At 57.5% G+C, this 23,868-nt stretch carries 25 protein-coding genes; 10 read left to right on the top strand and 15 right to left on the bottom strand.

The annotated features are described in order from the left end of the window. Positions 1–52 precede the first annotated feature (52 nt). Entirely contained in the window at positions 53–409 is a 357-nt protein-coding gene (locus WNY39_RS11600; RefSeq protein ID WP_342845841.1) for a YraN family protein, read from the bottom strand. 20 nt (positions 410–429) lie between these two features. Next, complete coding sequence (gene rsmI / locus WNY39_RS11595) at positions 430–1,293, bottom strand: 16S rRNA (cytidine(1402)-2'-O)-methyltransferase (RefSeq protein WP_342845693.1); 864 nt, start codon at positions 1,291–1,293, stop codon at positions 430–432. Between the two features lie 88 nt (positions 1,294–1,381). Here rsmI and WNY39_RS11590 point away from each other — a divergent pair, with 88 nt between their 5' ends. The 3 genes from WNY39_RS11590 to murJ all read left to right on the top strand — a co-directional run bounded on the left by WNY39_RS11590 (position 1,382) and on the right by murJ (position 7,095). After that, the gene (locus WNY39_RS11590) at positions 1,382–2,566 is read left to right on the top strand and encodes a penicillin-binding protein activator (RefSeq protein WP_342845692.1); all 1,185 of its coding nucleotides are present in this window, start codon (positions 1,382–1,384) and stop codon (positions 2,564–2,566) included. A gap of 10 nt (positions 2,567–2,576) precedes the next feature. Next, complete coding sequence (locus WNY39_RS11585; protein WP_342845691.1) at positions 2,577–5,366, top strand: [protein-PII] uridylyltransferase; 2,790 nt, start codon at positions 2,577–2,579, stop codon at positions 5,364–5,366. Between the two features lie 136 nt (positions 5,367–5,502). Then, positions 5,503–7,095, top strand: coding sequence for a murein biosynthesis integral membrane protein MurJ (gene murJ / locus WNY39_RS11580; RefSeq protein WP_342845690.1), 1,593 nt, complete (start codon positions 5,503–5,505; stop codon positions 7,093–7,095). Between the two features lie 70 nt (positions 7,096–7,165). Here murJ and WNY39_RS11575 read toward each other — a convergent pair whose 3' ends face one another. Further along, entirely contained in the window at positions 7,166–7,852 is a 687-nt protein-coding gene (locus tag WNY39_RS11575) for a rhomboid family intramembrane serine protease (protein WP_342845689.1), read from the bottom strand. A 76-nt stretch (positions 7,853–7,928) separates the two neighbouring features. Between WNY39_RS11575 and trpS the strand changes: the two genes are divergently transcribed. The 3 genes from trpS to WNY39_RS11560 all read left to right on the top strand — a co-directional run bounded on the left by trpS (position 7,929) and on the right by WNY39_RS11560 (position 10,590). Beyond that, positions 7,929–8,951 (top strand): tryptophan--tRNA ligase, encoded by a 1,023-nt coding sequence (gene trpS / locus WNY39_RS11570; RefSeq protein ID WP_341233230.1) that lies wholly within the window; start codon positions 7,929–7,931, stop codon positions 8,949–8,951. A gap of 341 nt (positions 8,952–9,292) precedes the next feature. After that, a complete protein-coding gene (locus WNY39_RS11565; protein WP_342845688.1) occupies positions 9,293–9,865 on the top strand; it encodes a nitroreductase in 573 nt (190 codons plus the stop codon). After that, positions 9,856–10,590: an EI24 domain-containing protein gene (locus WNY39_RS11560; RefSeq protein ID WP_342845687.1), complete on the top strand. Its 735-nt coding sequence runs from the start codon at positions 9,856–9,858 to the stop codon at positions 10,588–10,590. The genes WNY39_RS11565 and WNY39_RS11560 overlap by 10 nt, the downstream gene beginning before the upstream one ends. Here the strand turns inward: WNY39_RS11560 and WNY39_RS11555 are convergent. Together WNY39_RS11555 and mce are read right to left on the bottom strand one after the other, a co-directional pair. Next, positions 10,523–10,816, bottom strand: coding sequence for a DUF1467 family protein (locus WNY39_RS11555; RefSeq protein ID WP_341233226.1), 294 nt, complete (start codon positions 10,814–10,816; stop codon positions 10,523–10,525). The genes WNY39_RS11560 and WNY39_RS11555 overlap by 68 nt on opposite strands. Before the next feature lie 2 nt (positions 10,817–10,818). After that, positions 10,819–11,223, bottom strand: coding sequence for a methylmalonyl-CoA epimerase (mce, locus tag WNY39_RS11550; protein ID WP_093916674.1), 405 nt, complete (start codon positions 11,221–11,223; stop codon positions 10,819–10,821). Between the two features lie 143 nt (positions 11,224–11,366). On the opposite strand from mce, the gene WNY39_RS11545 reads away from it, so the two are divergent. Further along, positions 11,367–12,086 (top strand): response regulator, encoded by a 720-nt coding sequence (locus WNY39_RS11545; protein ID WP_342845686.1) that lies wholly within the window; start codon positions 11,367–11,369, stop codon positions 12,084–12,086. 11 nt (positions 12,087–12,097) lie between these two features. Here WNY39_RS11545 and WNY39_RS11540 read toward each other — a convergent pair whose 3' ends face one another. Next, positions 12,098–12,823: a GNAT family protein gene (locus WNY39_RS11540; RefSeq protein ID WP_342845685.1), complete on the bottom strand. Its 726-nt coding sequence runs from the start codon at positions 12,821–12,823 to the stop codon at positions 12,098–12,100. A 153-nt stretch (positions 12,824–12,976) separates the two neighbouring features. Between WNY39_RS11540 and WNY39_RS11535 the strand changes: the two genes are divergently transcribed. Continuing rightward, on the top strand, positions 12,977–13,153 hold the full coding sequence (locus tag WNY39_RS11535) for a hypothetical protein (protein ID WP_342845684.1): 177 nt from the start codon (positions 12,977–12,979) through the stop codon (positions 13,151–13,153). Positions 13,154–13,242: 89 nt separating this feature from the next. Here the strand turns inward: WNY39_RS11535 and aspS are convergent, their stop codons facing one another. From aspS to WNY39_RS11515, 4 genes are all read right to left on the bottom strand, one after another. Beyond that, positions 13,243–15,093 carry an aspartate--tRNA ligase gene (aspS, locus tag WNY39_RS11530; RefSeq protein ID WP_341233222.1) on the bottom strand — a complete coding sequence of 617 codons (1,851 nt, stop codon included), beginning with the start codon at positions 15,091–15,093 and terminating at the stop codon, positions 13,243–13,245. A 177-nt stretch (positions 15,094–15,270) separates the two neighbouring features. After that, the gene (locus tag WNY39_RS11525; protein ID WP_342845683.1) at positions 15,271–16,449 is read right to left on the bottom strand and encodes a type III PLP-dependent enzyme; all 1,179 of its coding nucleotides are present in this window, start codon (positions 16,447–16,449) and stop codon (positions 15,271–15,273) included. Between the two features lie 230 nt (positions 16,450–16,679). Next, positions 16,680–17,780 carry an endonuclease/exonuclease/phosphatase family protein gene (locus WNY39_RS11520; protein ID WP_342845682.1) on the bottom strand — a complete coding sequence of 367 codons (1,101 nt, stop codon included), beginning with the start codon at positions 17,778–17,780 and terminating at the stop codon, positions 16,680–16,682. Positions 17,781–17,916: 136 nt separating this feature from the next. Beyond that, positions 17,917–18,669 carry a DUF1013 domain-containing protein gene (locus WNY39_RS11515; RefSeq protein WP_342845681.1) on the bottom strand — a complete coding sequence of 251 codons (753 nt, stop codon included), beginning with the start codon at positions 18,667–18,669 and terminating at the stop codon, positions 17,917–17,919. Between the two features lie 129 nt (positions 18,670–18,798). On the opposite strand from WNY39_RS11515, the gene WNY39_RS11510 reads away from it, so the two are divergent. Beyond that, positions 18,799–19,443, top strand: a complete 645-nt coding sequence (locus tag WNY39_RS11510; RefSeq protein ID WP_342845680.1) for a ribonuclease T2 — start codon at positions 18,799–18,801, stop codon at positions 19,441–19,443. A gap of 127 nt (positions 19,444–19,570) precedes the next feature. Here the strand turns inward: WNY39_RS11510 and WNY39_RS11505 are convergent, their stop codons facing one another. The 4 genes from WNY39_RS11505 to WNY39_RS11490 form a co-directional block, all read right to left on the bottom strand. Then, positions 19,571–20,557, bottom strand: a complete 987-nt coding sequence (locus tag WNY39_RS11505) for an NAD(P)H-quinone oxidoreductase (protein WP_342845679.1) — start codon at positions 20,555–20,557, stop codon at positions 19,571–19,573. A gap of 92 nt (positions 20,558–20,649) precedes the next feature. Beyond that, positions 20,650–21,246, bottom strand: a complete 597-nt coding sequence (locus WNY39_RS11500) for an energy-coupling factor transporter transmembrane component T (RefSeq protein WP_342845678.1) — start codon at positions 21,244–21,246, stop codon at positions 20,650–20,652. After that, a complete protein-coding gene (locus WNY39_RS11495) occupies positions 21,221–21,946 on the bottom strand; it encodes an ABC transporter ATP-binding protein (RefSeq protein ID WP_342845677.1) in 726 nt (241 codons plus the stop codon). The genes WNY39_RS11500 and WNY39_RS11495 overlap by 26 nt, the downstream gene beginning before the upstream one ends. 83 nt (positions 21,947–22,029) lie before the next feature. Next, positions 22,030–22,728: a COQ9 family protein gene (locus WNY39_RS11490; RefSeq protein WP_342845676.1), complete on the bottom strand. Its 699-nt coding sequence runs from the start codon at positions 22,726–22,728 to the stop codon at positions 22,030–22,032. A gap of 115 nt (positions 22,729–22,843) precedes the next feature. Between WNY39_RS11490 and rpsU the strand changes: the two genes are divergently transcribed. Next, the gene (gene rpsU / locus WNY39_RS11485) at positions 22,844–23,050 is read left to right on the top strand and encodes a 30S ribosomal protein S21 (RefSeq protein WP_005851231.1); all 207 of its coding nucleotides are present in this window, start codon (positions 22,844–22,846) and stop codon (positions 23,048–23,050) included. Positions 23,051–23,127: 77 nt separating this feature from the next. Here rpsU and WNY39_RS11480 read toward each other — a convergent pair whose 3' ends face one another. After that, positions 23,128–23,856, bottom strand: coding sequence for an STAS/SEC14 domain-containing protein (locus WNY39_RS11480; protein WP_093916663.1), 729 nt, complete (start codon positions 23,854–23,856; stop codon positions 23,128–23,130). Between the last annotated feature and the right edge of the window lie 12 nt (positions 23,857–23,868).

Genomic DNA, 23,868 nt, shown 5'->3' with positions numbered 1-23,868 from the left:
TCTCCGTACTGTTCAACATTAGATGACGCAGCACGGCGCGGGGTGCAATGGGTCAGTCGTGGCCAAACGCGTTTTCGACGATGCGCAGCTGCCCCGTTTGGTCGACCAAGGCGACGTCAAATCGCACATTGGTCAGCGGGCCGTTTGGCTCCCCGGCAAGGAATTCTTCGGCTGATCCCATAATCCTGTCGATCTGGCGGCGTGACACCCGCAAGGCCGCGCGCTCAAAGCTTTGGCTTTTCTTGACCTCAACGAAAATCAAATCGGCATCGCTGCGCATGATCAGGTCAATCTCGCCGCGCTTGCCCCGCCATCTTTCACAAGCGAGGGTATATCCCCGCGAAACGTAATCCCGCGCGACAGCATTTTCAGCGGCCTGACCTGCGTAATAGCTGACCGACCCCTGAATTTGCTTTGCCGCAGACATGATTAACCGTTCCCTTTGCCCTGCTCCAACGCGGCCTGATACACCTGCCGGCGCGGCAGATTATGCGCCTGTGCCACCATATCGACCGCATCACGCATCGACATATTCTCTAACGCCGAAGCCAGATCAGAGGTTAGGTCACTCTGGCTAACAGATTGTGAACGCCCCCGGTCAATGAGAACCACAATCTCGCCCTTGGGGGTTTTGTCGGCATAATGGTCTTGCAGTTCTGCCAATGTGCCCCGGCGGACTTCCTCGAATTTTTTCGTCAATTCGCGGCAAACGGCAGCGGGGCGATCGTCGCCCAACGCATGTGCGGCATCCCGCAACATGGCACCAACACGTTTGGGCGATTCGTAGAATACCAACGTCCCTTGGACGTCTTTCAGCTTTTGAATTGCGGTCAGGCGGGCCGATTTCGCATTTGGCATAAATCCGGCAAAGAAAAATGCGTCGGTCGGCAACCCAGCCAAAGCCAGCGCCGTCAACACCGCAGACGGCCCCGGTGCGCAGGTCACCATCAGCCCGGCTTGCGACACGGCGCGCGACAGCTCGAACCCGGGATCGGCAATAAGCGGCATTCCCGCCTCGGACGCGTAAGCGACGGATTTTCCATCCCGAATAGCAGCTAATAGCTTGTCTTGTACACCTGCGCCCGAATGGTCATGCAGCGCAAGCACCTTGCGCCCGTCAAGCGGAACACCATGAATTTCCATCAACCGGCGCATGCTACGGGTGTCTTCGGCCGCCAGCACATCAGCCGAGGCCAACACATCAAGCGCACGCAAAGTAATGTCGCGGGCGGTTCCAATTGGCACGCCGACAAAGTAAAGCCCCGCTGAGAGCGGTACCTTCTGGTAATTCAAGCTGGACCCGCCTTTCGCACGCACTATGATTAAAGCATCTGTTCACGGGCTATTGCCGCCGACATGCCACCAATGGAGTGACCCCGCTATGTTCGCCGTTTTCGACACCCTTCGCAAGCCACTGCGGCTTTTGATCCTGCCCCTTGTGGCATTTGTTCTAGCGGCATGCGAGCCGGGCGGAATGACCGGTATCGGGTCAAACAATGGCCCCCGCATTGATGCAAGCAAGCCGGTTCCGGTTGCCCTGCTTATTCCGCGCGGCGGTTCTGACAGCGATAACGTGCTGGCGCAAGATCTTGAAAATGCAGCGCTGCTTGCGATCCGCGATCTTTCGGGGGTGCAGATTGATCTGCGCGTCTATGGCACCGGCGGCAACGCGGCCATGGCCGCCCAAGTTGCGGCACAGGCCGTCAACGAAGGGGCGCAAATCATTATCGGACCGCTTTATGGCGAAGCTGCGAACGCCGCGGGCAAGGCCGTTTCTGGCAAGGGTGTCAATGTTCTGGCCTTCTCAAACAACCCCAGCATTGCGGGGGGCAACGTCTTTGTAATGGGCCAAGGGTTCGGTGACACCGCAGACCGTCTGGTCGGCTATGCCAAGGCCAGGGGGAAAGACAAAATCCTGATCCTGCACGGCGATGACGTGGCAGGGCAACTGGGCCGCAACGCGATCCAGAAAGCCATCGCAGCAAACGGTGCTACATCTGCGGGCGTTGTCGATTACGCGCTAAGCCAGGAAGCCGTTATTGCAGCGGTCCCCCGCGTCAAGGCAGCGGTCACCGCAAATGGTGCCAACGCGATTTTCCTGACCACATCATCGGCCAGCGCGCTGCCACTGTTTACACAGCTGCTGCCCGAAGCAGGCCTACCCGTCGCGACAACCCAATACATCGGCCTGACCCGCTGGGATATTCCAGCCCAAACGCTGTCACTGCCGGGCGTTCAGGGCGGCTGGTTTGCACTGCCTGACCCATCGGCATCGACTGCATTCTCGCAACGCTACACCCAGGCCTATGGCGCGTTGCCAAACCCGATTGCGGGCCTGGCTTTTGATGGCATCGCCGCTGTCGGTGCATTGGTCAAATCCGGCCATTCGGATGCGTTGTCTGCTGCCCGCCTGACCCAAGGCGCAGGCTTTCGCGGGGCCAGCGGTGTGTTCCGTTTCAAAGCAGACGGCACAACCGAACACGGTCTGGCGGTTGCAACCGTGCGCAACAATTCCGTCGTGATCATTGACCCCGCCCCCAAGGCTTTCGGCGGGGCCGGTTTCTAAAGGACACTAAGTGGTAAAACCATTAGTTGCACAGGCTGAATCAGGTGAGGCAACAGCGCTTCACCTGATCAGCGCACCCGAATTGATATTCGACGAAGATGCGGTTTCAGACGCCCTGACGGCCGCATTCGAAGGCGTCACAGACAGCAGCGAGGTGCGCGCCGCCGCCGTGCGCATTCTGGGCGACGCACAAAAAGCAGGCCGGGCCGAGATCGCGCGCGCCTTTGCGGCGACCCCTTTCGATGCCCGTGCGATGACATCCGCCTATTGTTTTCTGACCGACCAACTGGTGCGCGCCACGTTGCAAATCGCTGTTCAACGCCTGCATCCCAAACCCAACCCCACATCCGGCGAACGGTTGGCCGTGATTGGCGTTGGCGGGTATGGCCGGGGTGAAATGGCCCCGTTTTCCGACGTCGATCTGCTGTTTTTGATCCCCTACAAGGCGACCGCCTGGACAGAAAGCGTCATTGAATCCATGCTTTATATGCTGTGGGATCTAAAGCTAAAGGTAGGCCATTCCACCCGCACCATACGCGACTGCATCCGTTTGGGCACCGAAGACTACACGATCCAGACCGCCCTGCTTGAACACCGCTTTATCGCCGGGAACCTTGATCTGACCGCCGACTTGGACGAAGCGCTGAAAACCGATCTTTTCTCGGGCTCGGGGCGCAGCTTTATTGAGGCCAAGCTGCAAGAACGCGGGTTGCGCCATCGCAAGCAAGGTCTGCGCTATCAGGTTGAGCCGAACGTTAAGGAAGCAAAGGGCGGCCTGCGCGATCTGCAATCGTTGTTCTGGATCGCCAAACGTATTTATAGCGTCGAAACAGCCGCTGATCTGGTGGATCGTGGCATCTTTCTAGAAGAAGAGTTCAAAACATTTGTCGCCGCCGAAAACTTTCTGTGGGCGGTGCGCGGCCATCTGCATTTGCTGTCAGGGCGCGCGACAGAGCAGTTGACCTTTGACATGCAAGTCGCCGTCGCCGAAGCGATGGGATATGCGGATACTGGTGGCAGGCGCGGCGTCGAAGTGTTCATGCAGAACTATTTCCGCCATGCCACCCAAGTGGGCGAGTTGACGCGCATTTTTCTGACCAAGTTGGAAAGTATCCACATCAAGGCCGAACCCCTGCTGGAGCGTATCTTTCGCCGTCGCCCCAGAATGCGCAACGGCTATCACGTCGTCGGCGGCCGGTTGGCCATTGTGGATGACGCCGCCTTTATCGCCGACAAGCTGAACCTGTTGCGCATCTTTGAAGAGGCGTTGCGGACCGGCATGCTGATCCATCCTGATGCCATGCGTCTGGTAAAGCTGAACCTGAACTTGATCGACGACGATATGCGCAACAATGCCGAAGCGCAGCGCATTTTCCTTGATCTGATGCTCAAGCATGGCAACCCCGAACGCGGGCTGCGCCGCATGAACGAATTGGGCGTTCTATCCGCCTTTATCCCCGAATTTGAGAACATCGTCGCGATGATGCAGTTCAATATGTATCACAGCTATACGGTGGACGAACATACGATCCAGTGCATCACCAACCTTGCGCTGATCGAAAAGGGCGAGCTGGAAGAAGACCTGCCTGTTGCCTCAAACATCCTAAAGCGCGGGGTGAACCGCAAAGTCATCTATGTGGCACTGCTGCTGCATGACATCGCAAAAGGCCGCCCCGAAGACCATTCGATCCTTGGCGCACAAATGGCCCGCAAGATCGCCCCACGGCTGGGCCTGAACAAGGCCGAAGTCGACACGGTTGAATGGCTGGTCCGTTATCACCTGTTGATGTCCGACATGGCGCAGAAACGTGACATTGCCGACCCCCGTACCGTGCGTGATTTCGCCAAGGCCGTGCAAACGGTCAAGCGGCTTGATCTGCTATGCGTCCTGACCGTTTGCGACATCCGCGGCGTGGGGCCGAACACGTGGAACAACTGGAAGGCCGTGCTGATCCGTGGCCTGTACCGCCAGACAAAACGCGCCCTTGAAACCGGGCTCGAAGACCTCAATCGCGCAAATCGCGGGAACGAGGCGAAAAAGACCCTGCGCGCCGCGCTTGCCGATTGGCCGCGCAAGGATTTGCAGATCGAAACCGCGCGTCACTATCCGCCCTATTGGCAGGGTCTGCACGTCACGGCCCATGTGGTGTTCGCCCAGCAGCTGCGCGACATTAAAGACGGCGAAATTCGGATCGACCTGCACCCTGACGACGACCGCGATGCCACGCGTGCGTGTTTTGTCATGGCCGATCATCCCGGCATTTTCGCACGGCTTGCCGGTGCCTTGGCGCTGGTTGGTGCAAATGTGGTTGATGCCCGCAGTTACACAACCAAAGACGGCTACGTGACCGATGCATTCTGGATTCAGGACGCGGATGGCAACCCCTATGACGCCGCCCGCCTGCCGCGCCTACGGCAGATGATCTCGAAAACGCTCAAGGGTGAAATCCTTGCCCGCGAGGAACTAAAATCCCGCGACAAGGTCAAGAAACGCGAGCGCGCGTTCAGGGTTCCGACGCATATCACCTTTGATAACGATGGTTCCGAAATCTATACCATCATCGAGGTCGACACCCGCGACCGCCCGGGGCTGCTCTATGATCTGACGCGCAGCTTGGCCGAGGCGAACGTATATATCGCAAACGCGGTTATCGCGACCTACGGCGAACAGGTGGTTGATACCTTCTATGTCAAAGACATGTTCGGCCTGAAATACCACTCGGAAAGCAAGCAAAAAGGCCTTGAGAAACGCCTGCGCCTCGCCATCGCAGAAGGGATCGAGCGCGCGCAGGACGAGTGATATTCAGCGTGCCTGAGGGATCAATCTGGGTCGGCGGTTTTCCGTTTGCGGCCTAGCGCGCCCTCATATCAACAATTGCGCAATGCGACGCTAAACGATACGCCATTTGCATCGCAGTCACAGGGCACGCATTCAAATGAAACCAATCCGACTGATGTCTGGCTTTTTCACAGTCGGTATCTGGACCTTTCTAAGCCGCATTATGGGTTTCATCCGCGACATGATGGTTGCGGCATATCTTGGCTCGGGCCCCGCCGCCGAAGCGTTCTTGGTCGCCTTTTCCCTGCCCAACATGTTTCGCCGTTTCTTTGCCGAGGGCGCGTTCAACATGGCCTTTGTGCCAATGTTCGCGAAAAAGCTAGAAAGTGGTGACGGCGCAGAAGAATTTGCCCAAGACGCTTTTGTCGGAATGGCGTTTATCCTGACCATCTTCACCGTCATTGGCATTGTTGCGATGCCCGGTTTGGTGCTGCTGATGGCGTCGGGTTTTGCAGGCGACACTCGGTTTGATCTGGCCGTTGAATATGGGCGGCTTGCCTTTCCCTATATTCTCTTCATCTCGCTCGCCGCACTTGTGTCGGGCGTTCTGAACGCCACAGGCCGATTTATGGCAGCCGCCGCCGCTCCGGTGGTTCTGAATATCGTTTTCATCATTGCGGTCCTGATCGGTGCCGCCCTTGGCCGTGAAGGCTCCGACGTATTGGGCGTTGGCATCGACAAAGCCCTTGGCATTCAAATCGGTGATACGCTGGCCTTGTCTGTCCCCCTTGCTGGCATCGCGCAACTGGCGTTGGTCTGGTGGGCGGCCAAACGCGCGGGCTTCACCCTCGGCTTCAGCCGCAGGCCGCGTATGACGCCTGAACTCAAACGTCTGGCCATCATTGCGGCCCCGGCCGCCCTTGCAGGCGGTGTGATGCAGATCAATCTGCTGGTCGGTCGCCAAGTGGCCAGCTTTTATGAAGGGGCCGTTGCCTGGCTCAACTACGCTGATCGGCTGTACCAACTCCCGCTGGGCGTCGTCGGTATTGCCGTTGGCGTGGTCTTGCTGCCTGACCTGTCTCGCCGCCTCAAGGCTGGGGATGAACAGGGCTCTCACACCCAAATCAGCCGCGCTGCCGAAGTATCACTCGCCCTGACAATCCCGTCAGCGGTGGCCTTGATGGTCATCCCCTTCACACTGGCCTCTGTGCTTTTCCAACGGGGCGCGACAACCGTTGATGATGCCGCTGCCATTGCAATGGCAGTGGCCATCTACGGCCTTGGCCTGCCCGCTTTCGTTCTGCAGAAAATCCTGCAACCGCTCTATTACGCCCGCGAAGACACCAAACGCCCGTTCTACTTTGCCGTCGTGGCGATGGTCGTGAATGTGGTGCTGGCCGTCGGCCTCAGCCCCGTTATCGGCTGGATCGCCCCTGCCATCGCCACCACACTTGCAGGGTGGGCCATGTTCGGCCTGCTCGCCTTTGGCGCACGTGGCTTTGGTCTTGCGGCAAAATTCGATGCCCGCTTCCATAAACGCATTTGGCGCATTCTCGCAGCCTCCGCCGTTATGGGTGTTACGATCTGGTTTGCAAATGTCGCGCTACAAACATTGCTTGGCCAGCCATGGTGGCGCGGCATTGGGCTGGTGATTTTGGTCGCTCTTGGCAACCTTGTCTATTTTGGCACGGGCCAGTTGATCGGTGCCTTCAAATTAAGTGAATTCAAAAGCGCATTAAAACGCGGCTAATCCCCGTTTTCCAAATGGTCTAAAATCCCGGGGGGTCAGGGGGGCTGGCCCCCCTGCCTCGCGTGAAAAATCAACGATGCCTTACACGCGCCCGCAATTTCGCCCATTCACCGGGTGCCAACACGAAACACAGACCAAAGCCGACAAAGAACCCAAACAGGTCCGCCAGCCACTGTGTTCCCGCCTCAAAAAACACGCCCCACAAAAGCTGTATGCCCATCAAAAGCGCGATCAGAAGAAATGCGCGGTATTGCGGTTCGCCAAGGTTCGCCAACTTGCGCCACATGACAAAAGAATAGGCCCCGATCAGCCCATAGACATTGGGGTATGCCCCCACCAGCCAGATCGGATCATCCAGCACCAGCGCGTATAAAATCGCCCCCATGATACCGGCTGCAAAAAAGATCAGCACAACCGCCGTTTGGCCCATCGCCTCGGCCACCATTTTGCCAAGCGCCAGCAAAAGAACCATGGCAAAAACCGCATGGGTGAACCCCAGATGGACAAAGGAATAGCTTACGACGCGCACAACCTCGGACGCGGGGAACCGCCGGTTCGCGATCATCCAGTCAAACACCTCGTTTGAAAACCCGTAGTCGCGCACCAACGCCAAGCGCCAGCCGACCGCGCCGGGGCCACCGATGATACCGGCCTCGGCCAAAGACAGGCCTGCCTCAATCCCGGCGATCGCCAGAAAAAGCAGCGTCACGGCAGCGGGCATCGGATTGACGGGCGGTTGAAAATCAGGATCAGTCATGGGGCCTCCTTGACGGGGTTGGTGCGCATGGGTAAGCCCATCGTGCCGTCTTTTCCAGCCTTATCGGAGCGTTGCCATGACCGACACCCAATTTACCCCGCGCGTGTTCTCGGGCATTCAACCGTCCGGTGGTCTGACGCTCGGCAACTATCTGGGCGCGATGAAGCGTTTCGTGGATATGCAAGACGAAGGGTCATACCAGACCGTCTATTGCATGGTGGACCTGCACGCGATCACTGCGAAATTCCAAGACCCCGCCACCTTACGCCACAATACGCGTGAACTGGCCGCTGGTTTTATCGCGGCCGGGATCGATCCGGCCAAATCCATCCTGATCAACCAATCCCAAGTGCCCGAACACGCGCAGCTTGCGTGGATCTTTAATTGCGTGGCGCGCATGGGCTGGATGGGGCGCATGACCCAGTGGAAAGACAAGGCCGGCAAAAACGCCGAGACGGCGTCGCTGGGCCTGTTCGCCTATCCTGCATTGATGGCCGCCGATATTCTGATTTACCACGCCACCCATGTGCCGGTGGGCGAGGACCAGAAACAGCATCTTGAGCTGACCCGCGACATCGCGGCCAAGTTCAACCATGACTACGGCGTTGATTTCTTTCCACTGACGGAACCTGTGATCGAAGGGGCGGCGACGCGCGTGATGTCCTTGCGCGATGGCTCCAAGAAGATGTCAAAATCTGACCCGTCCGACGCCAGCCGTATCAACCTGACCGACGATGCCGACGCGATTGCCAAGAAAATCCGCAAGGCCAAAACGGACCCTGATGCACTGCCCTCCGAGGTCGAAGGCCTCAAGGACCGGCCAGAGGCACGGAACCTTGTAAACATCTATGCCGCGTTGAACGACCAAACGGTTGAACAGGTGCTAGCCGATGTGGGTGGGCAGCAGTTCGGCAGCTTCAAACCGCTGCTGGCCGAGCTTGCCGTCGCCAAGATGTCACCGATCAGCACACGTATGGCCGAACTGATGGCCGACACTGCCGAGATTGACCGCATCCTTGCCCATGGCGCGACGCAAGCACGAGAAATCACCGCGCCGATCCTCAAGAAAACTTACGAGATCGTCGGGATGGTCGGCTAAACATATTAGGATAGAGAAGCACGGATTTACGCTTGTCCTGATTGGGGCACGCAAGTCATCCGCTGGCTTGGTGCCCCTATCGGGCGCTCAAGACCAGGCATAAACTCTCGAAAACTTTGCGCGGTACGCTGGTACTGGCCGCCGAAGCTACCTATCTAGTGACCCATGTCCCGTTCTGTGGCCACGCCACCATTGCAGCCTATGCAGTCCGTGATACCATCGTGCCAGATCCGCATGCGGAGAATATTCAAAACCGCCAGCCCAGCCCAAAAATTTGACGCCGTCCTGCGCGATGCCATTGATGCAATGGCGCAAGATCTGAACTGATAAGAGAGACTTCCATGCCAACACCAAACCCAGACGCGCTGCACTTTCTGCAAACCCGCCGGTCCCGCCCGGCCAAGACGCTGACCACCCCTGTACCAGATCGGGATACGTTGCTGCCCCTGCTGACAGCCGCCGCGCGCACCCCTGATCATGGCAAGCTTGAACCATGGCGCTTTATCGTGATCGACAAACCTGCAATGGGCCGTCTGGCAGATATCGCGCAGGCCCGTGGTGAGGCCCTGAACCTTGACCCAATGCAAGTCATGAAAGGGCGCGGCCAGTTCGATCAGGGCCATCTTGCCGTGGTCGTGGTCGAGGTGCAGAAACCATCGCCAAAGGTGCCCCCGCTTGAGCAAACCTATTCCGCCGGTGCCGTATGCCTTGCGCTGACAAACGCGGCGCTTGCTGCGGGTTGGGGTGCGAACTGGCTCAGCGGCTGGATCAGCCACGATCGCGTCTTTATGCAACAGGGCTTTGGCTTGGCTGAAAACGAACGCATCGCCGGGATCATCCATATCGGGACCGAAACCGCTGCCCCGCCCGAACGCCCACGCCCCGACGTTTCCGCAATAACCACATGGCTATAGCGCAGATTTTTCAGGCGGTTGGCCTTGCCCTTGGCCAACTAACCGACCCGCGGTTTCGCAAGGTTTTCGTCAAAGGCATCGGACTGGCCCTGCTATTGCTGATCGGCATCGCCGCAGCCTTTGTCTGGTTTGTCGGATGGCTGACCGGCGACATGACGTCGATCCCATTGCTGGGCGAGGTTACATGGCTGGATGATCTATTCAGCTGGGGGGCCGGGTTGCTACTGATGGGGCTGTCGGTCTTTTTGATGATCCCCGTCGCATCGGCGATAACGTCATTGTTTCTGGATGACGTGGCCGATGCCGTCGAGGCAGAACATTACCCGCACCTGCCCCCCGCAAACCAGGTGTCCCTTGGCGATGCGCTGCGTGATACGGTGAATTTCATGGGGGTGTTGATTGGCGTGAACGTCATCGCGCTGATCTTTTACATCCTTTTTGCCCCGCTTGCGCCGCTGATCTTTTGGGCGGTGAACGGGTTTTTGCTGGGCCGTGAATATTTCACGCTGGCCGCCATCCGCCGTGTGGGCCGTGCCCAGGCAAAACTGCTCAGACGCAAACATATGGCAACAATCTGGGCCGCAGGGGTGTTGATGGCGATGCCGCTGTCTGTTCCCCTGCTGAACCTTGTCATCCCGGTCTTAGGCGCGGCGACCTTTACCCATCTGTTCCACCAATTGGTGTCAGATCCCCATGCAGCCAATATTCAATATCCGCCACGGTGACGATGCCGGACAGGATGAACCAGACAGTGAATGTCCAAAGCGCCAGCGTGATCCCCGTCGTCCACCACGCCTTTTTCTTGAGGTGGTGATGTTCCGGCGCGCCTGCATGCGTGCCCTCTACGATCTCGCCCAAATCGCCTTGGGTTTTCACGCGGATCGGCAGCGCAATCATAAAGATCATGGACCATATAACGGCAAACAGTACGAGGGCTGATGTAACACCCATGGTTACACCTGCTCCAGCTCGACCAGAGCGCCGTTAAAATCTTTGGGGTGCAGGAAAATCACGGGTTTTCCGTGGGCACCGATCTTGGGCTCTCCGTTCCCCAGAACGCGCGCGCCGGTTGCTTTCAGATGGTCACGGGCCGCGATGATATCATCAACCTCGTAACAGATGTGATGAATGCCACCGGCCGGGTTCTTTTCCAGAAACCCATTGATCGGGCTGTCGTCACCCAACGGGTACAGCAATTCGATCTTGGTGTTTGGCAGCTCGATAAAGATGACGGTCACGCCATGGTCGGGTTCATCTTGGGCGGGACCCACATTGGCACCAAGCGCATTGCGGTACTGGTCTGCAGCGGCTTCCAAATCTGGCACGGCAATTGCTACGTGGTTGAGACGGCCGATCATCTTACTTCTCCTGCTTTCTTAAAGGTTAACAGTTTATGGGCCGGGTTGGGGCCGAGAGCAATGCGTCACGTTAACGCCCTATTAGCCAAGCAAGCCTAACCATAGTGCCATCAGGGTCGTGGGACAGTAAGGAGAATGATGAAATGGACAAATTGGGCCTTCAGACAGACACCCTTCCCACCCCCACGGTAGAACGGCCCTTGCTGGGGCTAACGGTTCTGGTGATCGAAGACAGCCGTTATGCGTGCGAAGCGATGCGCCTGTTGTGCCTGCGTTCCGGCGCACGGATTAGACGGGCCGATTGCATCCGCGCCGCGCGCCGCCATCTACAGGTCTATCGCCCTTCGGTGGTGATCGCCGATCTGGGCCTGCCCGACGGTAACGGCATTGACTTGATCCAGGAACTTTCGCGCGCCCAAAACCGGGTCGATGCGATCCTTGCCATTTCCGGTGATACGCATTTGGCCCCCGACGCGATTGCAGCAGGGGCCGACGGGTTTATTGAAAAGCCGCTGACGTCATTGGCGCAGTTCCAGCAAAGTGTTCTATCGGTCCTGCCCCCTGACCGGCAGCCCAAAGGCGTGCGCGCCGTGGTCGATGAAACCGTCGAACCGGACGAAATCGCCTATCAGGATGACATGGCCCATATTGCGGACGTGCTGGATGACAGCGGCGATTCAGTGACGCTGGATTATGTCGCACAATTTCTGGGCGGGGTGGCGCGCAGCGCATCTGACACCGCGCTGGAACAGGCAGCCCTTGCCTTGGCCAAAAAACGTGCATTGGGGCAACCGGCGGAAACCGAACGAGCCACCATTGCAGGATTGGTTCAGAACCGGCTATCGCAGCGTATCGCCATCTAAATTTGACAGCCTTAGATGGCCGGGTCGCTTGCCACGCGCACCAACCGGGTCAGGTCCGACAGGCTTTCGCGTTGTTGGCCATCTGCGTCAAAATTGCTGGGCGCAAGCCATGTGCCAAAGGCCTCTTTCAGGCCGGGCCATTCCGTATCGATGGCCGCAAACCACGCCGTGTCCCGGTTGCGCCCTTTCACGACAGCCGCTTGGCGAAAGATGCCTTCGTAGCTAAAGCCCAACCGTTGCGCGGCCCGGCGCGATGGCATGTTCAGCGCATTACACTTCCATTCATAGCGCCGATATCCCGCGTTGAACGCCCATTCCATCATCAGATACATCGCCTCGGTCGCGGCGCGCGTGCGTTGCAACGCGGTGCTAAAGGTGATTGATCCAACCTCGATCGATCCTGCGGCCGGGGCGATGCGCAGGTAACTCGCAACGCCTTCCCAACGTCCAGTCTCAAGGTTTTTGATCGCATAAAAGAACGGGTCATCGCGTGTTTCAGTATCGCGCACCCAGCGGTGAAACTGGGACGAGGATGAAAACGGACCATCGTACATGTAATGCCACAAATGATCCTGCCCTTCGAACGCGTTGAACAGAACCGCCGCATGATCACGGGCGGTAAGTGGTTCGAGTTTTACGTATTTCCCCAACATCCCTTCGCGCGACGGTAAAGGGGGCGCAACAAAACTCGGCACAGGAAAGCCGAGCGGCGAAGAGTTGGGGGCATTATCATTCATAAGCATCACGTTAGGGCCAAGCGATACGAAGGCCAAGCCTGTAAAATTAGCGCGTCTTGTCAGGCGCAGCCCTTAGTCTCACCAAAGTTTGGACACAAAAACCCAGCACCATTGACCCCACTGAACCCGCTTGGCGTTAAAGGAGCCCGACATATGCTGGTCAATGTCAAAGCGGCGTGCCGGGCGTACCGCGAAGAAACGCGCATGGACTGGGTGGTTTTGGCAGCCGATCTGGTGGGGATGGCCCTTGTTGCGCTGGCATTTATCCACGCCCGCATCACAGACCATGCGACTGAGGATACGCTCCAGATCGCCACGGCGCTATTCTAAACGCCCCTCGTATTTTCAGCCTCGGAATAAACAAAAAAGCCCGCCATCGGCAATCCGGTGGCGGGCTTTTTCCAATCTATACTGTCCGCTTAGTCTTGCGGGATCACCCGCAGGCCAAGCTCCATCAATTGATCGGGCATCGGGTCGTTTGGCGCGTTCATCATCAGGTCTTCCGCGCGTTGGTTCATCGGGAACAGGATGACCTCGCGAATGTTCGCCTCTTCCGCCAGCAGCATCACGATGCGGTCGATACCAGCGGCACAGCCACCGTGGGGCGGGGCACCGTATTGGAACGCGTTAACCATACCGCCAAACCGTTTTTCGACTTCATCCTTGCCGTAGCCTGCGATTTCAAACGCCTTGAACATGATCTCTGGCTTGTGGTTCCGGATCGCGCCCGACACCAGTTCATACCCGTTACAGGCCAAGTCATATTGATAGCCAAGCACCTCAAGCGGGTCGCCCATCAACGCGTCCATGCCGCCTTGAGGCATCGAGAACGGGTTGTGTTCAAAGTCGATTTTGCCGGACTCTTCGTCTTTTTCGTAGATTGGGAAATCAACGATCCATGCAAAGGCAAAGCGGTTTTCATCGGTCAGACCCAGTTCGGAACCGATCACATTGCGCGCACGCCCTGCGACACCTTCGAACGCCTTGGGCTTGCCACCAAGGAAGAATGCCGCATCGCCAACCGTCAGGCCCAGCTGCTGGCGGATCGCTTCGGTACGTTCTGGTCCGATGTTCTTGGCCAGCGGGCCTGCCGCTTCCATGCCGCCTTCGACTTCGCCGGATTTCAGCTTGGCTTGGGCTTCCTTCACTGGAATACCCAGCTCTTGCGCGACGCTGTCGGCGGTTTTCTCGCGCCAGAAGATATAGCCCATGCCGGGCAGCCCTTCTTTTTGCGCGAAGGCATTCATACGGTCACAGAATTTACGCGAGCCACCGGTCGGGGCCGGAATTGCACGGATTTGCGTGCCTTCCTGCTCAAGCAGTTTGGCAAAGATGGCAAAGCCGGAGCCCGCGAAATGCTCGGATACAACCTGCATCTTGATCGGGTTGCGCAGGTCAGGTTTGTCGGACCCATACCACAGCGCCGCGTCCTTATAGGAAATTTGCGGCCATTCCTGATCGACGGCCTTGCCACCACCGAATTCTTCGAAAATGCCGGTCAGGACGGGCTGGATCGTGTCAAACACGTCTTGCTGTTCGACGAACGACATCTCGAGGTCGAGTTGATAGAAATCTGTGGGCGACCGGTCGGCGCGCGGGTCTTCGTCGCGGAAACACGGGGCGATCTGGAAATACTTGTCAAAGCCCGACACCATCAACAGCTGTTTGAACTGCTGCGGCGCTTGGGGCAGCGCGTAGAATTTGCCGGGGTGCAAGCGGGATGGTACCAAGAAATCGCGCGCGCCTTCGGGGGATGACGCGGTGATGATCGGCGTTTGGAATTCCTTAAAGTTCTGATCCCACATCCGCTTGCGGATTGACGAAACCACATCGGAACGCAGAATCATATTGTTCTGCATCTTTTCGCGGCGCAGATCGAGGTAGCGATAGCGCAGACGTGTTTCCTCGGGGTATTCCTGATCGCCAAACACCTGCAAAGGCAGTTCCTTGGACGCGCCCAAAACTTCGATCTCACGCACGAAAACTTCGATCTCGCCTGTCGGGATTTTGGAGTTCACCAGATCATCTGCACGCGCTTTGACTTCGCCGTCGATGCGAATGCACCATTCGGAACGTACTTTTTCCACGTCGGCAAAAGCAGCTGAATCAGGGTCGCACAACACTTGGGTCATGCCGTAGTGGTCGCGCAAATCGATAAACAGGATGCCGCCGTGATCGCGCACGCGGTGTACCCAACCTGACAGGCGCACCTTGTCGCCCACGTTTGATTTGTCCAGATCGGCGCATGTATGGCTGCGATATGCGTGCATGACGGGTCCCTTCCTAGGGCTGAAATTGTTCGTGGCAGGTACACCGTTTGGGGCCGGGGAAGTCAAGACTTTCCAGTAAAATAGCGCCATTCTTGCGGCTATCGCCCGCCTAAAAACAATGAGACCGCCTGCTCCTCCCAAAGCAGGCGGTCCTTCCCGCGCGACGTTTTGCGTTCTTTACAGAACCAACACATCAAGCGGCGGAAATCCATTAAAGCCGACCGAGCTGTAGGAGCTGGTATAGGCACCACAATTCTTGATCATGATTTTGTCACCATCGCGAAGTTCAAGCGGCAAATCAACAGGGTTCTTTTCATAAAGAATATCCGCAGAATCGCAAGACGGCCCCGCCAACACGCAAGGACCCACAGCGCCGCCATCATGCGCCGTGACAAATTCATAGCGGATAGCCTCGCCTTCGGTTTCGGCCAAACCGGAAAAACGGCCGATGTCCAGATACACCCAACGGCGCAATGCCTCGGTCGATTTGCGCGACACCAGCATGACTTCGGCGGCGATATGACCCGCCTCGGCAACCATGCCGCGGCCCGGTTCAGCCATAACATATGGGATGTCGCCAAAGCGTTCTTTGACAGCCTTCATAACAGCGGCGGCATAGCCGCGTGGCGCATCGACCGGATCACCATGATAGGCGGGGAAACCACCACCGATGTTCAGCAGTTGCAGATCGTGGCCGGCGGCCTTGGCTGCGTGCCATAGCGGCGCAACCTGATCCAGAACCGGATTCCAGTATTCGGCTTTGCGGGTTTGTGACCCAACATGAAACGACAGGCCATACGGCACCAAGCCTAAGGATTTCGCATAGTCCAGCAGGGATGGCAGCAGCGTGTCCGCGCAGCCAAACTTGCGGGTTAACGGCCAGTCAGCCAGTGAATTTTCCACGATCAGGCGGATATAAACCCGTGCGCCGGGGGCATGGGTTGCGATTTTGTCCAGCTCGGCCTCGCAATCGGCGGCGAAAAGCGTCACGCCGATGGAATGGGCAAAGGCGATATCAACGCCGCGTTTGATGGTATTCCCGAACGAGATTTTGGCGGGATCCGCCCCTTGGGACAGGCACAGCTCGATTTCCTGACGCGATGCCGCATCAAATCCGGATCCCCGTTCAACCAACAAGCGGATGATTTCCGGTGCCGGGTTCGCTTTGACGGCATAGTGGATGTTTGCAGTGCCAAGGCCCCCGTTTAACGCATCATATTGTTCGCCAACGCGCGCGCGGCTGACCACAAGGGTCGGCCTGTCAAAGCTGTTGTTCCAGATATAATCCGCGGCTTCGTCAAAATTGGACGGTGCGGGCATGGATAGGGCGGCAGTGGTGGAAGCGGTCATGGTCATCTCCAAAGAGCAAGGCGGGGCGGGAGCACCCCAAACTGTCGTTTTAAGAGACGTTACCGTCGCTGCATAAACGCGGGACAATCAGAAAACCTGATGAGCCAGCTGCGCGTGCGTTGGCGTCTGTGAACGCGCATCTAGCGTGTTTTAAGATTCGTGCAAGAACCAAATTATCGCCAGTGAATATTAGTCACTTCACAGGGTCGCGCGGTCACATTCTCTTGGTGTTCGGCTTAATCGTTTTCCCAATCCGTGCCGATCGCCTCTCTGTCTTTTTGACGTTCTTCTTCTACGATCTCTTTGACGTCCTCCCGTTCTTCGGCGTCACTTGGCTCGGGTGTTGAATTCGCCTTTTTGGTGCCGGTCAAAGCGAGCGAAAACAAGATCGGAAAGTGATCAGACCCGATGTGGCGCAACCGATCCATGCGGATCAGGCGAAATTCGGAACTGTGGAACAGATGATCAAGCGGCCAACGTAAAAGCGGGATGCCTGCATGAAACGTGTTGTAAAACCCCCGACCCACACGTGGGTCCAGCAGGCCTGACAACCTTTGAAAGCGGCGCGTCGGCGCGGACCATGCAACGTCGTTCAAATCGCCTGTGACAACCACAGGCAGGTCATCTTTGCCCGCCTCGATCCCCGTCATCGCGATCTCGCCATCGCGGCCTTTGGTATCATGGTTCGGCACGGGTGGTTCTGGGTGAATGATGTACAAGCGCCAGTTTTGACCCGATTTCGTCTGAACCTGCGTGCGGATCGACGGCACTTCGTCCACCAGCAGTTCGCGCACTTGCGTCTGGGACAGCGGCAATCTGGACATCAAAACCATGCCGTATGAATTGCTCTTGGGGACTTTGACCCAATGCTCGTAGTCGTCTTTCAGCCCATCATAAAGCGCATCCACCCAGTCCTGATCCACCTCAAGAGCGGTGGCAATATCCGGCTGTTCTTCTTTGATCAGATCGACAAGCTGGTGATAGTCACGGTTTGATTGCTTCACATTTGCGGCAATCAGCGTGACATGGGAATCTGTATCTGCCAGCTCGGCTTGGCTCGCACCTACCGATTGCTTGGTCCAGATCGGCGTGAATTTCACGATATACCCGACGTGGATCGCGGCGACGACACCCAACGCGCAAATCGCCCACACCCTAGGCTGCGGTTCCAGCACAAAAAACGACAACAGGATCATCGCCAAGCTCAGAACGAAAAACTGCTCTCGGGGGAAGGCGATACCGCGCACGGCCCCGTGGGCGATTTTGCTAAAGGGCAGAATGCTGGACAGAAAAAGAAAGGCGACACCAAACCAGAATAGCGTTGTTAACAAGAGCATCTGACTTGGTCCTTTTCTGACCTATTAGAACATCATTGGGCGGAAGGGATAACCCAACCGCCCAATACCCAACCTCTCGTTGGTCGTTTTGTTCCACTTTGCCCCGATTGCGACAAAGCGGGTTGTGTCTACCGACTTACTTGCTGTCGTCCTCGGCGTCGCCCTCGGGCAACTTAAAGAAGCTGTCGGCGTCGGAATAATCACCGCGATCACGATCATCATCCTCGGCCGGATTGCCAGACAGGGTAAATGTCTCAAGACCCTCGATGGCCGACGGGATTTTGGATTCCGGATCCATGCCCAGCGACTGTTCTGTGCTCACCAGACGGCGACGCTCGTCATCGCTCATCAATCCGCCTTCGGCTGCTTTCTTGGCTGCCGCTTTTTGAACGGCTGCGTCCAGCTCGGACTGTTTGCACAGGCCAAGGGCGACAGGGTCAATCGGCTGAATATTTGCGATGTTCCAATGGGTCCGCTCGCGGATCGCCTGAATGGTCGGCTTGGTTGTCCCCACCAGCTTGCTGATCTGACCGTCAGACAATTCGGGGTGGAACTTGACCAGCCAATAGATCGACGCAGGCCGATCCTGACGCTTGGACAAGGGCGTATAACGCGGGCCGCGGCGCTTCTCTTCGCCTTGGGCTGCGGCATTAAATTTCAGCGCCAGCTTGTGCATCGGGTTGGCCTGGGCTTTCTCGATTTCTTCCTCGGTCAGCTGGTTGTTGGCAACCGGATCAAACCCTTTGACCCCTTGGGCCACATCGCCATCCGCAATGCCTTGAACTTCCAGCTCGTGCATCTCAACGAAATCCGCGATCTGCTTAAAGCTAAGGGTCGTGTTGTCCACCAGCCAAACGGCAGTCGCGCGGGCCATAATTGGTTTTGCCATGTCGGTCTCTCCTTAAAACACACCTTCCCCGTCGCCTGAAACTGGCTGTCCTGCCGGGGCAGAACGGTTTCCATTGTGGGGGAACTTTCAGCCTATATAATGATCCGCACTGAATAAGGAAAGACCCCAATGCGTTTGCTGATCCTGTGCCTTCTAACACTTGTAGCGCTTGCCCCCCGCGATGGGATGGCAAAAGGCGAAATAGCAGGGCGGTTCGACTATTATGTGCTGGCGCTCAGTTGGTCGCCAAACTGGTGCGCGCTCGAAGGCGATGCGCGCAGATCCCCCCAATGCGATAGCCGCGAAGACCACGGTTGGATTATGCACGGGCTGTGGCCGCAATTCCATCGCGGATATCCATCCTATTGCCACACCGTACAGCGCCCCCCATCGCGCGGCATGACCGCCGAGATGGCCGATGTTATGGGTACATCCGGCCTTGCGTGGCATCAGTGGAAAAAACACGGCAGCTGTACGGGGCTTTCGGCGACCGATTACTACGCGACCTCGCGCGCGGCCTATGACGTGATTACCCGTCCTGTCGTCTTTAGAAAGCTTACCAAGGATATTACCCTGCCTGCGTCGGTGGTTGAGGCGGCTTTTTTGAAAGCCAACCCAAGCCTTTCACCGAACGGCGTCACGGTCACTTGCAAAAGCGGCTACATCCAAGAGGTCCGGATATGTCTGTCCAAGACACTGGCCCCGGTCCCCTGCGGGCGCGACGTGATCAAAGACTGCACGCTAGATGACGCGCTATTCACGCCAATCAGATAGAAATATCGCTCTTTGAGCGATTGCCTCCGGCGGGGATATTTAAGAGCCAGAGAAGACAAGCGGTCCTACTCTTCTCTGGCTTTTTCAATATCCCCGCCGGAGGCAGCGGCGCGTAAGCGGCGCTTACTTAGCCGTTCACCTTCAGCACGATTTTGCCGATGTGACCGCTGGTTTCCATCCGCGCATGGGCATCGCTGGCCTGTTCGAACGCATACTCGCTGTCCATCACGGGCGATATTTTGCCGGCATCCAGCAGCGGCCAGACTTGTTCGCGCAGTTGGTCTGCAATGCGGGCTTTTGCAAGGTCGCTTTGCGGGCGCAGGGTGCTGCCTGTCATGGTCAGCCGGCGGGTCATCAAAGTGGCAAAGTTCACCTCGACCTTAGGGCCGCTCAGGAATGCGATCTGAACCAAGCGGCCATCTTCCGCCAAAGCCTGCAGATTGCGCGGGATGTAATCGCCACCCACCATATCAAGGATCAGGTCGGCCCCGCCTTCGGCTTTCAGCACGTCCACAAAATCAGTATCTCGATAGTTAATCGCGGCCTCGGCCCCCAGTTTTGCACAGGCGTCGCATTTACTGTCGGTTCCGGCTGTTGCAAACACACGCGCACCAAATTCACGGGCCAACTGGATCGCTGTCGTGCCGATCCCCGACGATCCGCCGTGGACCAAGAAACGTTCGCCCGCCTTTAGGCCGCCACGCATGAATACGTTGGACCACACGGTAAAGAATGTCTCGGGCAGGCATGCGGCTTCCTTCATCCCCATGCCTTTGGGCACCGGCAGGCAATGCGCCGCAGGCGTGGCCACATATTCGGCATAGCCACCGCCGGGCAGCAATGCGCAGACTTTATCACCGACGGACAGGCCCGTCACACCTTCGCCGATTGCGGAAATCTCGCCCGAGGCTTCAAGACCCGGCAGGTCGCTGGCTGTTGGGGGTGGGGCGTACATGCCTGCGCGCTGCAACGCGTCGGGGCGGTTCACACCGGCATAGGCAACCTTGATCACGACCTGCCCATGGGCGGGCTGTGGGATCGGGCGTTCGACCGGCTGCAAGACTTCGGGTCCGCCGGGTTTGGTGATTTCAATTGCGCGCATGGTGTCTGACATGATGTGGGGCCTCCTCTGGGGTCTGTGTTGCGCATAACATAAGCCAACAGGTGAGGACGTACAGCGCGAACTGATGTTTGTCAGGAAACTAGTTAGAGGCCGCCACGGGCGCGCAGAGCCTCGGCCACATGTTCGGCATCATCCAGCGCAAGCACTGCAAAGGGGATGATCGTCCGCCAGCCCAACCGCTTGGCGGACCGTGCCCGCCAAGACTGTGCCAGCATCTGACCTTTTTCCACCAGAACCGGGATAAACCGGATCACCAATGCGATGCCCAATTCAAGGCTGCGGGTCTGCAACCCGAGTTTGCGCAGAGGGGTCGTCAGCCATGTCACCACATCCACCATCTGCGACAGCTTGGTGGTCATCGTGACCAGATTGGCGATGGCCACCGCGCAGACCATCCGCAATGCAATCACCGCGCCGTTTTCCAGATCATTCGTGGCGACGTGCCAGATCAGGATCAGCGCCATAAAGGGCCACAAAATCCGCAGCCGGGCCATCCCCGTCTTGAAAAATTTCCATCCGGGAAGGGCGTATAAGATCAGTGTCGCCGCCAGCATCGCCAATTGGAACCAAAGCGCTGTGAAGCTGAACAATATCAGCGTGGCCGCACATAGGCCCGCTAGTTTGGCCCCCGCGGGCCATCCATGTGCGCGCGTTTTAACCGGAGAGGTGAGTGAAATCATCTCGCTCTCCCAGTTGCTGCATGCGGGTTACGAATGCTTTGGTGATCGTTGCGGCCGGTCCATCCTGGGCGATCCGCCCGTCGTCGATCCAAATCACGCGGTCGTAATCCGACAGATATTGCGGGTCGTGGGTGATGTGCACCAAATGCGCATCAAGCTGCGACAACACACGGCCAAGGTGCAGCGTCGTCGGGATATCAAGACCAGCAAAGGGTTCGTCCAGAATAATCAGCCGGGGCTGCATCGCAAGGATCGACATCAGGCAGACCAACTGCCGTTGTCCCTGAGACAATTGGTGAATTGCCGCTTTCGCCCAATGGCTCCGGTCGAACTGCGCCAATATCGTATCCGTGTTATGCGCGGCCTCGACCTTGGACTGGCCAAGCTGGGTCAAGCCAAAGCTGATTTCTTCCTCGACCGTGGGAAAGATAATCTGGTGGTCGGGGTTCTGAAACAGGATGCCCATATTGCGCAGCGCGGCCTTGCGGTCTTTTGCGACATCAATACCGGCGATGCGCGCCTGCCCGGATGTTGGGGCCACCAGCCCGGCCAAGATGCGTGCCAGCGACGTCTTACCCGACCCGTTGCGCCCCACGACACCGATCCGCCGCTCGTTTGCCTGCAAGGAAACATCATGCAAAACCGCCGCCCCATTTGGGGTAAAAGACACGGCATTCAGGTCAATCAATGGATCGGACATCGTATTCAGCACCAACGTTTCAGGCCCGCGAAGATTGCGGCCCGTCGGTGGCTAGCAGGTCTGAATGTCAGAGTGAAGCCAACCTAGCGGCGGGGGCTGGTCCAACTGCCGGGCAAATCCATCTTTGGCACGCGCGATGGCGCTTTGACATGGGACAGCAACCAGTTCGGGCCGGTCAGCAGCTTGCTTAGGGTCGGGCTGTTCCTGACCTGCGCCTTTACCTTTTCGATCTGCATCACGTTATCGATGCGCCGGTCCAGAAACTCCCACGTGGCTTGATGCCCGTCGCTTGTGTCGCCCAACCAGTACAAAACGGTCGAGGAATACACCGCGCTGAGCGTTGCGCGCTTGGTGTACCAGTTCACATCATCGGATGTATCGCCCAAGGCATCCCAGATCGTATCACAGGTGCCCCAAACCAGTTTGGCCCCGTCGGATGCATGTTGCGGCAGGGCAAACAAGGTTGTCCCACGGCGCACCACTTCTTTGTCGGTCACGGCTTCAAGGCGAAACCGCACCATAGCGGCGATCTTGTCGCGATACTTCATCTCGCTCAGGTCTTCGGCGTTCATCCGGTCAATCATCAGGGCATCGCCCCGCTTGTGGTAGGCAACCGCCAAATCAACCGATCCACGGGGGCACACGGCACGGGCGACCGTCGAATCGATGCCTGTATCGGCAATGGCCGCTTGAAATGTGGTTTCTGACCACCCATCAAAGGGGACATGCATCAATGCGGCGTCCAGCAGTTCTTCTTTGGGGTTTTGGCTGATTTCGGTCATGGCGGGCCTCCTGTGCGGTCAATGGCTTGGCACTAGACAATATAGGTCGTGCTTGCTATATGGCCACTTCCTGCAAATCCTTGCAACTTCAAACTAGAAAGGTGGTGAAAACCACATGCAGGTTAGTGTTCGCGATAACAACGTCGATCAAGCGCTGCGCGCCCTGAAGAAGAAACTTCAGCGCGAGGGTGTGTTTCGTGAAATGAAGCTTAAGCAGCATTTCGAGAAACCTTCCGAGAAAAAAGCACGCGAGAAAGCCGAAGCGATCCGCCGTTCCCGGAAACTGGCGCGGAAAAAATTGCAACGCGAAGGCATGATGTAAATCATACCAAGCGACGCATAAGAATACGAACCCCCGATACCCTTAGGTGCCGGGGGTTTTATTTTGTCTAACGCGGTTCAGTCAGCGGTGATCCACGCCTGCGCCGCCTCGAAATCGTTCTTGTCGAAATACCGCGCGTCTTTGCCGATCAGGCGTTTGACGATCTGAACGACCATCGCTTCCCATTTGGAATCGCCCACCACAGCGGCACGGTCCAATTGGCCAACGTGGTCCCGTACCAGCCGGAAATGCGCAGCCATCGCGCTTAGCCCTTGCCAGCCATCAAAACGTCTGATGTCCAACAGTAGGCGAAAGCGGTCGCTCTTGCGGATAAAGGCGTTCAGGTCTTCGGTCTCGGACGCATATACATCCGCATCGATTTTGCCCAGCAGTTCGACATGCAGCGCACCGCCGCCCAAGTCGGTCTGGTGAATGGCACCCAGCGATTCGAACAGCCACAGGCGGGCGTCGTCCTCGTGCCATTTGCCAAATACCGCCACGGGGCATGGCATCAAAATTGAAAAAGCGCGCACCAGACGTGTCATCGCGGTGTTCGCGGTCACGATGGCAATTCTTTCAAAGCCGCTCCAATTGCCGATGCCCATTTTCGCATCATCCCAAAGCGCGCCCATGGTAAAGTCGGTCAGGTCAGCGTTCATCACGACCAACATCTTCAGCTTTTCGCCTTTTGCCAGCGCGGCATCCATCGCTGGCATCAAAACGTCACTATAATCTTTATCGGTAATCGGTGCCTTCATATGCACCTCTAGCAGGTTTTCCTGCGTTCCAGATTGGACCTCGATCATTGCTTTTCTCCC

Source organism: Sulfitobacter sp. AS59, from assembly GCF_038899995.1.
GTDB lineage: Bacteria > Pseudomonadota > Alphaproteobacteria > Rhodobacterales > Rhodobacteraceae > Sulfitobacter.
Note: the sequence above shows the minus strand (reverse complement) of the source record. Positions and strands in the feature narration are given on the sequence as shown.